This is a genomic window from Desulfovibrio piger ATCC 29098 (assembly GCF_000156375.1).
Taxonomy (GTDB): domain Bacteria; phylum Desulfobacterota; class Desulfovibrionia; order Desulfovibrionales; family Desulfovibrionaceae; genus Desulfovibrio; species Desulfovibrio piger.
Window position 1 is genome coordinate 1 of record NZ_DS996356.1, and the last position, 11071, is coordinate 11071.

The following is an 11071-nucleotide window of genomic DNA, read 5'->3' on the forward strand; positions in this document are numbered from 1 at the left end:
AGCCGGGGATTTTTTTGTTTTGGTGGAAAAGTTTGCGGGGAGGGAAACCTTTTTGGAAAAAGGTTCTCCCTCCCCGTACCCCTCCCTTCCAAAAACTTTTGCCGGTGAGTCTGTGCAGGGATGGAAAGTCCGGTCTGGCGTGTTAACCACGCGAAGAGCAACGGTAGTGTAGGCTCGCAGAAGCAAACATTGCGTGTCAGTACCCGCAAATCGCCGTGTTTAAATGGCGGACTCGGCATCAACGGAAAAAAGCAGGTGGAGCCGTGACCTGCTGTTTTAAGGGGCTCAGCCTGACAGGAGAACGCAGGCATGGCCGCTTTCTGGTGGCTGCCAGAGCTTTTCAGAAAGGGCTTCCTCCCATCAGATGGACACAGGAGCATTTAGCCCTGAATGGGGACATCCTGCCCCAGTTGCGACAGCTACAAAAAAAGACTGCCTGCGATGCAGGCAGTCCTGAGAGCGGTTTTTGGGGAAGGAGGGGGCAAGGGGGAGGGAACCCCTTTTTTCCGTCAGGAAAAGGGATTCCCTCCCCCTCAAAAGGTTTTTCTAGTCCTTTTTCTGGTCCTTGAGCATCTTCACGGCGCAGAACTTGCCGCACATGGCGCAGACATCTTCGTGCTTGTGGTCTTCACGACGCTTGTCCAGCTGCTGGGGATCCAGCGCGACTTCGCGCATCATGTCCCAGTCCAGGGCCTTGCGGCCGGCGTTCATGGTGGCTTCGCGGCGCACGGCACGTTCGCGGCCCAGGGCCACTTCGCCCACATGGGCAGCTACGCGCGAAGCCATGACACCGGCGCGCACGTCTTCTTCATTGGGCAGGGTCAGATGCTCGGCCGGGGTCAGGTAGCAGAGGAAGTCCACACCGGCTTCCACGCCCAGGGCACCGCCGATGGCACCGGCGATGTGATCGTAGCCCGGGGCGCTGTCGCAACACAAGGGGCCGAGGACATAGAGAGGGGCGTTGTTGGTCAGGCGCTTGATACCCTGGATCTGGGTGCGGACCTGGTTCATGGGCACATGGCCGGGACCCTCGATCATGCACTGCACGCCCTGTTCCAGAGCATACTTGGCCAGACGGCCCAGGGTGATGACTTCTTCCCATTGGGCGGCGTCACCGGCATCCACGCCCGCGCCGGGGCGCAGACCATCGCCCAGGGACAGGGTGACGTTGAACTGGCGGCACACGTCGATGAGACGGTCGAAATATTCCAGCAGGGGATTTTCCTTGCCGTTTTCCAGCATCCAACGGGCCAGCATGGAACCGCCACGGGAGACGACGCCCATGACGCGATCCTGTTTGACGGCCATTTCCGCGCCGCGCTTGGTCAGGCCGCAGTGCACGGTCATAAAGTCCACGCCCTGGCGGGCCTGCTTTTCGATCTCGGCGAACAGGTCGTCAGGCTGCATGCTGGCGATGTCCCGGTCATTGTCCAGGATCTGCTGGCCCACGGAATACATGGGCACGGTGCCCAGCGGGCGGGGGCAAGCGGCCAGCATGCCCGTACGGATGGCATCCAGATCCCCGGCGATGGAAAGGTCCATGACCGTATCGGCTCCGGCTTCCAGGGCTACGGCCAGCTTGCGTTTTTCGGTGTGCAGACAGTTGCACAGCGGCGAGGTGCCGATATTGGCGTTGACCTTGATGCGCGAGGGCTGGCCCACGACGATGGGCGCCAGGCCGGCATGGGCGGGATTGCCCAGCAGGACCATGCTGCCGGCTTCGATGGCGCTGGTGATGGTTTCAGGGGCAAGGCCCTCTTCCTGGGAAAGGGCGGCCAGATGCTGGTCCAGAAGGCCGCGCAGGGCGGCGTTACGGGAGAGGATGGAAGACATGGGTTGCATCCTTGGGTTTGGACGCAGGGCGCAAAAAAAGCCACAACCTGTTTTTCGCGGGTGCGGCTCAGCTTCCCTACGGCAGTGCGAACTGCGTCAGGTTCACAGGGTCTGGGACTATCCCACTCTCAGCCGTGCAACTGCCGTTCACGGCTCCCCTAGCTGGCGGGCACTGTAGCGGGCTTTGCCCCGGCTGTAAAGTGAGGCCCTGGGGTGCGGCTTGCAATAGCCGGGCAGCTGGACTAGAGTCAGGCGTCATCGCCCCCTGACACGGACGTCCTTTCAGGATGGCGTGCCGGGAGCGATCTTTGCTCAGGAGGCAAGCGGACGGGCTTGGGGCCCGTTATTGGATGCCGAAGGCGGCAATGAGATGATGCCTCCTGAGCCCAGAGGAGAGCATGCAGCGCAAACGTTATCTCACCCCCCTGACATGGCCGGCCATCTCCTTTGCGGCCATGATCCTGCTGGGGACACTGGCCCTGTGCCTGCCCGTCTGTCATGGCGAGGGCGCTTCCCTTTCCGTGGTGGATGCTGCGTTCCTGTCCACTTCCGCCGTCTGTGTGACCGGTCTGTCCCCGGTGGACATCAGCCGGGTGCTGAGCCCTGTGGGGCAGGGCGTGCTGCTCGTGCTCATCCAGGTGGGCGGTCTGGGCGTCATGACCTACACCAGCCTGATCTTCCTCCTGTGGCGCAAGCAGGTGCCCTTCACCAGCCGCGAGGCCGTGAGCCAGGCCCTGCTGGGCGGGGATTTCAATATGAGCCAGTTTCTCCTGCAGGTGGTGTGCATCGTCCTGGGGGTGGAACTGCTGGCCGCGCTGGTGCTCTTCCTGCACGACCCGGTGTTCTTTCATCCGTTCAGCGCCCTGTTCCATGCTATCTCGGCCTTCTGCAACGCCGGTTTTGCTCTGGCGCCGGACAATATGGTCGCCTTTCGGGAAGACGGCCTGGTCTGCACGGTCATCTGCACCTGCATCGTCCTGGGGGGCATCGGTTTCGGCGTGCTGCGGGAATGCCTGGGCATCCTGAGCCGGGGGCGTCTGGCGCCGGTGACGAGCCTGAGCCGCCTGAGCCGTCTGGTCATCAATACCAGCCTTTTCCTCATCCTGGCCGGGGCGCTGCTGATCTTCGTGGTGGAATGGCGCCGTGCCGGCAACGAAGACCTGGTGGGGGACGGCCTCCACCTGTTCCTGATCTCGCTCTTCCATTCCATCTCCGCCCGTACCGCCGGGTTCAATATGGTGGACATGGCCAACTGGAGCCACGCGAGCCTGATGGTCCTGATGGTCCTGATGTTCATCGGGGGCGGGCCGGGGTCGTGTGCCGGCGGCATCAAGATCGTGACCTTCCGTCTGCTGGTGGGCTATGTGGTCGCCCAGGTGCGCGGGGATCGCCAGATCGTCTTCCACAAGCGGGGCGTACCGCCGGAGAACCTGACGCGGGCCCTGACGCTCTTTTTGCTGTACACGCTGAGCATCTTCTTTTCCGTCTTTTTGCTGACCATCACGGAAAACGGCATCCTGCACCGGGTCGAGGGACAGAGCATGGCCTTCGTCAACCTGCTGTTCGAGGTGGTCTCGGCGCAGGGCACCGTGGGGCTGAGCGTCAACCTGACCCCCGAGCTGACCAGTGAAGGCAAGTGCATCCTGATATTCAACATGTTCGCCGGACGGGTGGGGCTGCTCTCCCTGCTGCTGGCCCTGCGCAGCCTGCAGCCCAAAAAGGCCTACGCCTACGCGGAAAGCCAGCTGCCCGTGGGCTAAACCGGAGAAAGATCGTTTTGAAGGGGCACGGCAAAGACCGTGTCCGCGGCTGTTCCCGACGCCGCCCTGCGGGCGGGCATCGGCGCCATCGTGACAAGGAGCCTGCATGGCAGAGAAAACTTTGGAAATCGGCATCATCGGTCTGGGAAAATTCGGCCTGCGCATGGCCACGACTCTGGCTTCCATGGGCCATACGGTCATCGGCATCGACATGTCCGATGCCCGTGTGCAGCTGGCCGAAGAGCTGCTGGACACGGTCTACAAGGCCGACGCCACCAGCCTGAGCGTCCTGCGCTCCCTGCACGTGCAGGATCTGGACTGGGTGGTCATCAGTGTGGGCGAGGGGGTGGAACAGTCCCTGAGCATCACGCTCAACGTCCAGGAGCTGGGCGGCCCCAAGATCTGGGTCAAGGCCTCCAACGAGGAACACAAAAAGATCCTGCAGCGCCTGCATGTGGACAGGGCCATCGTGCCCGAGATGGAAGCCGCCGTCATGGCCGCGCACCAGCTGTGCCATCCGGGCATGCTGGACCTGATCCCCAAATACGGCGGCATCGCCATCCAGGAACTGCGCGTCGACAACTGGCACGGGCGCACGCTGGTGGACCTGAACCTGATCCAGTCTTTCGGGGTCATGGTCATGGGCATCCGTCCGGCAGGCGAGCGCGCCTTCCAGTTCGTCCCGCCGGCACTCACCGTGCTGCACAAGGGCGATACGCTGGTGGTGGCCGGCAGGGCCGATGCCGTGCGCAAGCTGGAGCCGTAGCCTGCCTTGCTGCTGTTGACCAATACAAAAGGACGCCGTGATGGCGTCCTTTTTTCGTTCAGCTGTCCAGCAGGGCCCGTGTCAGGATGGAGAAGCCCGACAGGCCGATGACGACGGCCAGCAGGCGCTGGAAGCTGGCCTCGCCGATCTTGCGGGCCAGGGGATAACTGATGACCAGGCCCGCGCCGCAGCCCAGCAGACAGGGGATCAGGCCCTGGATCACGGGCCCGGTGTAATAGCCCGCCAGATATTGCATGAGGACCAGAGGCAGGGAGAGCCCCAGGAAGTACAGGCTGATATTGCCGCGTGTGCGGTCCTTGTCCCAGTGGGCCAGCTGGGCATACATGCCGATGGCCGGGCCGCCGAGGCCGCTCACGGCCTGGATGAATCCGGCCACGGCCCCGCTGACGGATCCCCAGAGCAGGGGGGAGCGCAAAGGGCCCGGCCGGTGGGCGAGCAGATGCCAGATCATGTGGGCCATGAGCATGAGCCCCAGACCTATCTGCAGGACGCGCGCGGGGATGAGCGGCAGCAGGGCCACGCCCAGCAGGGCTCCGGGGATGGTGCCCAGGAGCAGCAGTCGCAGATCGGCCATGCGGTAATAATGGCGGAACTGCCAGCCAAGGATGGCAGGCAGCGGGATGCAGATGATGCAGGTGATGAGGGAGGCCGTCTTGATGTCCGTGACCAGCAGGACGATGGGCAAGGCGAAGATGCCCGCGCCCAGTCCGCTGATGCCGTTGACGATACCGCCCAGGGTCCAGCCCGTGAAGCAAATGAAGAATGATATCCAGTCCATAAAGATGGCTATACGGGGCTGTTGTGGGCTTGTAAAGCTGTCCGTCCGGCGGCTTTTTCCGGGGCGGGCACGGGGCAGGGGCGTGCCCAGACCGGCAGATCGCGCCAGAAGGCGGTCAGGTGGCGTTCCTGGAGTTTCCAGTCAGGGGAGACCTTGGCCAGTGCCTGCCGGTAGGCCGGGGAATGATCCATATGACGCAGGTGGCACAGCTCGTGCCAGCACAGGTGGTCCAGAAGGGAAAGGGGCAGCAGGACGGCACGCCAGTTGAGGCTGATGCTGCCGCCGTCACGGGCGCTGCAGCTGCCCCAGCGACGGCGCTGGTCCCTGACGGTGACCCGGGCGACGGTGAGGCCTCCCCGTCGGGCGAGCTGTTGCAGGTAGGGCGGCAGCAGCTTTTCCGCCTGCCGGCGGCACCAGTGGCGCAGCAGCAGGGCGGCGTCTTCCGGCGCGGCAACGGCATAGAGCCGGAGTTCCTCATGCCGGACCAGGGCCAGCAGGCGCTTGCTGCCGGAGCGCAACAGCAGGGGAGGTTCCGTGCAGGAAGGCGTCTGGCGGCGGCCCTCGGCCAGCGGCCCGGCGGAAATGACCCTCAGGGCCGTACCGCGCAGGGGCAGGAGGAGGCTTTCAGGCACGACGAGCGGTGCGGGCGCGGGACAGGCGGGAAGGTGACGTTCCAGCCAGGGCAGGAAGGAAAACAGCAGGGCGGGCAAGGCCGTGGCGGGCATGGCGGCAGGCACGGTCAGGAGCAGGCCCCTGTCCGGGCTCAGGCGCAGGCGCAGGTTCCGGGCCCGGGCGGAAGGTATGAGGCGTGCCACATGACGACTGCCGTTCGCCAGAATGAACAGGACGGAGCGTTCGTCATCGAGAAGCTGGACGGAAGAAGGAGCGAAGAGGGGCTGCATGCCGCAAGCTTGCCACAGCTGTTGCGGGGCTGCAAACACGATATTGTAAAAAATATATGAATGATTTCAGAATATTAGTATAAATATGCTTGTTTTTTTATGGATTTGGCGCTATGCAGGTCACAGGCAGCCCGATAATTTTTTTCGGGAAAGTGGAAAAAGTGCTTGCTTTTGTTAATGAGATTTATTATCAATAACTCAACGGGGAACGGAACAAGACCTCCTCAACAACAAGCACACCAACAGAGCCACGGCTCGGGAGACAGCATATGAAATCTTTGAAAGGTACCCAGACCGAGAAAAACATCCTGACCGCTTTCGCCGGTGAATCTCAGGCCCGCAACCGTTACGACTTCTTTGCTGCCAAAGCCAAAAGCGATGGCTACGTCCTGGTCCGCGACATCTTCCAGGAAACCGCCCTGCAGGAAAAGGAACACGCCAAGCGCCTGTTCAAGTTCCTTGAAGGCGGCGATGTGGAGATCGTGGGTGCTTTCCCTGCCGGCATCATCGGTGCCACGGAAGCCAACCTGCTGGCCTCCGCTGCCGGTGAAAACCACGAGCACACGGAAATGTATCCTTCCTTCGCCGCTGTGGCCGAAAAGGAAGGTTTCTCCGAGATCGCCGCTGTGATGCGCAACATCGCCGTGGCCGAAGCCTACCACGAAAAGCGCTTCCTGGCCCTGGCCAAGGACATCAAGGAAGGACGCATGTTCATGCGTGAAAAAGCCACCGTGTGGCGCTGCCGCAATTGCGGTTGCCTGGTGGAAGGTACCCACGCTCCCGATCTGTGCCCGGCCTGTGCCCATCCCAAGGCCCACTTCGAAGAACTGAACTACACCTTCTAGTCCTTTCCTGACGTAGCCTGCCCGCTACAGTATGGATACCCGGGGCCGTGGCATGATGCCGCGGCCCTTTTTCGTGTCATGTAAAAAAGGCCATCCCTTCTTGGAGGGATGGCCTTTTGTTGTTCAAGGGGCCTGTCCCCGGCGGCAGGTCGGAGCGGAGAGAGTTTTTTCTGCAGGGGAGTATCTGGCAAGGCACTGCTGCCGGGAGCGGGATGTGTCACGGCCAGAACGTGCAGACAAAGAAAGCCGGACAGACCCGCAAACCGGACGTTGCCTTGGCCGTTTGCTGCCCTGCACGTTCCCGGCCCACGCATTGCCCGGCAGCAGCTCCACACCCGTCGCCAGGGTCTTCAGGGCAGGCGCGGCCCCTGGCCCGAGAACAGATCGAAGTTGTTGCCCAGACGTCCGGCGCCGTTGAGCAGGGTCTTGCTCAGGGAAAGATAGTCCGTGCTGCTTTTGCTGCGCAGCTGCCGTTCCCTGGCCTGGGATCCCTGTGCGGCATTGCGCTGGTTCCAGGCCTGGACTTCCTGATTGTAGGCCGCGCGTTCTCCCTGTTCCTCGATGGACAGGGCATCCAGTTCTCCTTTTTCCCGCAGGTCCAGCTGGCTGTCCAGCTGGCTGCCGCTGTCGATCTGCGCCCCCGAGGCCCCGGCCTGTGCCCGCTGCTTGCCGACCAGCAGGGACGTTTCCTGCCGTTTGCGCACCGCCGCATCGTAACTGTCGGCCCGGGTCTGCCGGGCTTCTTCCTCGGCCATGCGGGCATTCTCTTCCGCCACCTGCGCATTGCGCCGGGCCATGTCGGCGGAGAATTCCGCCTGTTTGCGCTGCTCCTCCTGACGGCTCACGGCACTCCAGGTGCCCACGGCGGTGCTGGCAAGGGTCACGGCGGCCCCCAGCAGGGCCGCGGTACTGCTGGCCAAGGCCATCAGCACAGCTCCTTGTGCCAGACGCTTTCCGTATGGCGGGCCCCCAGACGGCGATACAGGACGTCACAGGGGCGGGAGGCCGGGGAGCTGTACTGGATCATATCCGCGCCGCGTTCCCTGAGCCCGGCCTCGGCCGTGCGCAGCAGACGCAGGACGGTCAGGCCCTTGCGGGCGGCCGGGGCCAGATACAGTCCGTCCAGGGCGGCCAGACGTTTGCCCTGACGGTGCGGGCAGTCCGTAAGGGTGAAGGCGGCGTAGCCCTGCAGCTTGCCGGAACCATCCCGGGCCGTCACCACATGCAGCATGCCCAGGCGCTCCCAGCATGCATAGCGTTCCGTGTCCAGCGCGTAGGCCTGCGGGCCGAACAGGGCGGCTTCGCTCTCGTCCCAGTGGGCCTGCAACAGGGGCGGCAGCTCCGGCAACAGGCGGGCGAGCGGTTCACAGTGACAATGGATCATGGTGCCTCCTTGGTTCATATCTCCGCAAATTCCACATCCAGGCTCAGGGCCAGCAGATGGAAGGGCAGGGGGCGTTCCTGCACCAGCCAGATAGTGGCCGAGGGGCTGTGGCCTCCGGCGGGCAAAAAATCCACATCGCCGCTGAAAGGTCGGCAGGCCTCATCCCAGCGCCGGGGCAGGAAGGGGATGTCGTAGAGTTCGTCGCGGCCGGTCCCGTAGCGGCCGCCCACGCTGCGGTACAGGCGCAGGCAGCAGCGGCCCAGTGCCCGTTGCCGTCCCAGCGTGCTGCCGGATTCGCCGTTGCCTTCCACGGGCAGGGGCGACAGGACCGAGGCATAGGCCAGGCCCGCCTGGACGATGCGGGCGGCAAAGGGCAGCCGGATGCGGCCCTGCCGCACCACGCAGCCTTCCACGGGGCTCCCGTCCGCCAGCACGGCCAACGACTGCCCTTCCAGATGGTCGAGCCCGTCCACGTCGTTTGCCGCTTCTTCCCGGCGGATGCTCAGGCCGCAATCCACGAAGAAGGCTTCCTCCACAGGATCGCTGTCCTGCCACTGGGGGGCCAGGCGTTCCAGACAGTAGCGGCTCCCGCCGTCCGCATCCCGGCGGCGGACCACCAGCAAAAGCTCGTCGCTGTCCGGGCCGGAGATGCTGCACACGGACAGCACCTCGCCGGCCGTGGGGTGGCGGCTCCAGCCCCAGATGTCGTGCTCCTTGAGATAGGTCAGGGCCAGCAGCAGGCCGTCGTCGCGCACGATCCAGAGCACGGACCCGGGCGTCTGCTGATAGGCCCACTGGCGCAGACGGTGGCCTTCGAACAGATGCGGGGCCAGGATGGAGAGGTCATTGCCCGCGTAGCCGTCTTTTTCCAGCGAATAGAACAGGTCGCGCACATGGGCGCCGTGGCGCTGCACATGCAGGATGGCATTGCCGATGATGATGGGCGCAAGGCCCGCGCTGCCCCAGTAGGACTGGGCCGTGATGGTGATGTTGCCCGGGGTGATGGCACTGCCGTTGCCGCTGGCCTTGTATTCGCTGCCCGAGGTGCCCAGCAGCAGATCCCCGAAGCTGGCCGCCCAGGCGATGGCGTCGATGGAGCCGGACGCGATAAGGTATTCCACCGGGTCGTCGTCCTGCAGGGGGCGGGACTTGCGGAAGTTCTCGAAGTCCCCGCTGCGCGAAAGGTAGAAGGCCTGCGGGCTGTCGCGTGTGCCCGCCAGGACCATGCGCTGCTGGTGGAAGGCCACCACGGACGGATTGTTGCCGTCGGCGAACGGGTCCCAGTCCTCGCGCGGGGTATCGGCCGTGTCGGCCTGATAGTTGTTGTCCGAAAAGGTCGTGCCGCTGCTGACGCCGATGAAGCCGTAATAGCCTGCCTCCTCCCGGTAGATGTTGTATTCCGTGGCGCCCTCCACGGCTGTCCAGGAGATGTCCGTGCGGTTGCCCACCACCCAGTCGGAGGGATGTTTGCCGTCACAGCTGCCCGCCTCCGAGGCCAGCGACTGCTTGCCGTTGGCGTCCACGGCCACGATCTTGTACCGCAGCGTATAGCCGAGCCCCGCGTCATCGTCGTTGTTGCCGCGCACGAACGTACAGTCGGGGGCCTGGGGAGCGGGCAGGCTGCTGTTGAGGGCCACGGCTTCCAGCGTCCAGCGATAGCCGTGGCTGCGGATGGCATTGTCGGGAAGGGGAGCTTCCGGGTCACTGTACGTACTGCGGACGAGCTTGTGCAGCGGATAGGCCGTGTGAGCCAGATAGACGGTATCCCCCACCTGGGCGGCGCAGATCTCCAGCAGATGCCGGGCCTCGTAGGGCGTGGGCAGACGGGGGAGGGCTCCTGTCTGCCTGTCGAAGCCATGGATGTCGGCGATGCACAGGGAATGACCGGAAAGGACGAGCACGAAGTTTTGCTCCGCCAGAGCATTGAAGCTGAAGGGCAGGAGCACGGCCTCGCCCTCTAGGCTGCCCAGGAACAGCGTGCCGGGGCGGCGGCGTACGTCACCGTGCAGGCCGGGCAGCATGTTCTCCATGCATTGCACGGAACTGCCGTAGCGGGAAAGATCATAGCGAGCGGCCAGGATGGGCGAGACCTCGCCGCCGGTGAAGTTGTGCAGGGCTATGCGCATGGGACCTCAAAAAAAGGTGGAGGTTGCGGGCGAAGCAGACCTGTCAGAAGAAGATCTGCGAGGGAGGTTTCCCGGATCGCGTTGAAGAAGGCGGCATCACAGGACGTGGAAGGGGCTTGGGAGATCGGGGCAGACGCAGGATATTAGAGTTCATTTTGCCGCATCCGTCTCTGCCCGTGCGTTCTCGGGCACGGGCCGTGACGCTGCGTGTCCGGGTCGGTATCCGCTGTACAAAAGACGGGACATTTCCGCATCCGCCGGCGCTCAGATCGCGCCCGCCTCTTCCCACTGCCACAGGCCTTCCGTGCCCGGCACCCAGACGCAGGCGGGCATGTCGGCCTTGGCCAGCCAGAGCTTGCCCTCATAGCTGTAGTAGCTGTCCTTGGTGACATCCATGCCGTAGAGGAAGGCGAAGGGATGCTCCTTACTGCCGTCCGGCTCTTCACCGGTCTCCGGGTCCACGGACAGCGGACGGTACACGGCCAGCATCCCGGCGGCATCCGGGGGCTGGTTCTCGATGGCAGTCACTTCCTGCATCACCTCATAGACGATGCCCTTGTGGGCCAGGCGGTAGCCCTTGGCATAGGTCTGACCGGCGGCCCAGTCCGCGAACAGCCCGGCCCTGGCGAAGGTGGCGAACTCGGCGGCGGCGAAGG

At 63.9% G+C, this 11071-nt stretch carries 10 protein-coding genes and 1 riboswitch; of the genes, 3 read left to right on the forward strand and 7 right to left on the reverse strand.

Features of this window, described 5'->3' with window-relative positions:
* Window positions 1-546: 546 nt before the first annotated feature.
* Window positions 547-1842, reverse strand: coding sequence for a phosphomethylpyrimidine synthase ThiC (gene thiC, locus DESPIG_RS05575; RefSeq protein WP_006006073.1), 1296 nt, complete (start codon window positions 1840-1842; stop codon window positions 547-549).
* Window positions 1843-1889: 47 nt separating this feature from the next.
* A riboswitch (TPP riboswitch) is annotated at window positions 1890-2003 on the reverse strand.
* Window positions 2004-2231: 228 nt separating this feature from the next.
* Between thiC and DESPIG_RS05580 the strand changes: the two genes are divergently transcribed.
* Together DESPIG_RS05580 and DESPIG_RS05585 are read left to right on the forward strand one after the other, a co-directional pair.
* Window positions 2232-3593, forward strand: a complete 1362-nt coding sequence (locus tag DESPIG_RS05580; protein WP_006006074.1) for a TrkH family potassium uptake protein — start codon at window positions 2232-2234, stop codon at window positions 3591-3593.
* A gap of 106 nt (window positions 3594-3699) precedes the next feature.
* The gene (locus DESPIG_RS05585) at window positions 3700-4359 is read left to right on the forward strand and encodes a potassium channel family protein (RefSeq protein ID WP_006006075.1); all 660 of its coding nucleotides are present in this window, start codon (window positions 3700-3702) and stop codon (window positions 4357-4359) included.
* Between the two features lie 58 nt (window positions 4360-4417).
* Here the strand turns inward: DESPIG_RS05585 and DESPIG_RS05590 are convergent, their stop codons facing one another.
* Together DESPIG_RS05590 and DESPIG_RS05595 are read right to left on the reverse strand one after the other, a co-directional pair.
* On the reverse strand, window positions 4418-5158 hold the full coding sequence (locus DESPIG_RS05590; RefSeq protein ID WP_006006076.1) for a sulfite exporter TauE/SafE family protein: 741 nt from the start codon (window positions 5156-5158) through the stop codon (window positions 4418-4420).
* A gap of 8 nt (window positions 5159-5166) precedes the next feature.
* Window positions 5167-6060, reverse strand: a complete 894-nt coding sequence (locus DESPIG_RS05595; RefSeq protein ID WP_006006077.1) for a M48 family metallopeptidase — start codon at window positions 6058-6060, stop codon at window positions 5167-5169.
* Between the two features lie 269 nt (window positions 6061-6329).
* Between DESPIG_RS05595 and rbr the strand changes: the two genes are divergently transcribed.
* On the forward strand, window positions 6330-6905 hold the full coding sequence (gene rbr / locus DESPIG_RS05600; protein WP_006006079.1) for a rubrerythrin: 576 nt from the start codon (window positions 6330-6332) through the stop codon (window positions 6903-6905).
* A gap of 350 nt (window positions 6906-7255) precedes the next feature.
* On the opposite strand, the gene DESPIG_RS05605 is transcribed toward rbr, so the two are convergent.
* The 4 genes from DESPIG_RS05605 to DESPIG_RS05620 form a co-directional block, all read right to left on the reverse strand.
* Window positions 7256-7831, reverse strand: coding sequence for a hypothetical protein (locus DESPIG_RS05605; protein ID WP_006006081.1), 576 nt, complete (start codon window positions 7829-7831; stop codon window positions 7256-7258).
* On the reverse strand, window positions 7831-8289 hold the full coding sequence (locus DESPIG_RS05610) for a GNAT family protein (protein ID WP_040369479.1): 459 nt from the start codon (window positions 8287-8289) through the stop codon (window positions 7831-7833). The genes DESPIG_RS05605 and DESPIG_RS05610 overlap by 1 nt, the downstream gene beginning before the upstream one ends.
* Before the next feature lie 14 nt (window positions 8290-8303).
* The gene (locus DESPIG_RS05615) at window positions 8304-10415 is read right to left on the reverse strand and encodes a phage tail protein (RefSeq protein ID WP_006006084.1); all 2112 of its coding nucleotides are present in this window, start codon (window positions 10413-10415) and stop codon (window positions 8304-8306) included.
* Window positions 10416-10679: 264 nt separating this feature from the next.
* Window positions 10680-11071 (reverse strand): hypothetical protein (locus DESPIG_RS05620; RefSeq protein ID WP_006006085.1); only part of this gene is annotated, 392 nt, incomplete at its 5' end.

Coding starts and splice junctions, on each gene's coding strand:
- thiC (WP_006006073.1), bottom strand. CDS start 1,842: ATGCAACCCATGTCTTCCATCCTCTCCCGTAACGCCGCCCTGCGCGGC.
- DESPIG_RS05580 (WP_006006074.1), top strand. CDS start 2,232: ATGCAGCGCAAACGTTATCTCACCCCCCTGACATGGCCGGCCATCTCC.
- DESPIG_RS05585 (WP_006006075.1), top strand. CDS start 3,700: ATGGCAGAGAAAACTTTGGAAATCGGCATCATCGGTCTGGGAAAATTC.
- DESPIG_RS05590 (WP_006006076.1), bottom strand. CDS start 5,158: ATGGACTGGATATCATTCTTCATTTGCTTCACGGGCTGGACCCTGGGC.
- DESPIG_RS05595 (WP_006006077.1), bottom strand. CDS start 6,060: ATGCAGCCCCTCTTCGCTCCTTCTTCCGTCCAGCTTCTCGATGACGAA.
- rbr (WP_006006079.1), top strand. CDS start 6,330: ATGAAATCTTTGAAAGGTACCCAGACCGAGAAAAACATCCTGACCGCT.
- DESPIG_RS05605 (WP_006006081.1), bottom strand. CDS start 7,831: ATGGCCTTGGCCAGCAGTACCGCGGCCCTGCTGGGGGCCGCCGTGACC.
- DESPIG_RS05610 (WP_040369479.1), bottom strand. CDS start 8,289: ATGATCCATTGTCACTGTGAACCGCTCGCCCGCCTGTTGCCGGAGCTG.
- DESPIG_RS05615 (WP_006006084.1), bottom strand. CDS start 10,415: ATGCGCATAGCCCTGCACAACTTCACCGGCGGCGAGGTCTCGCCCATC.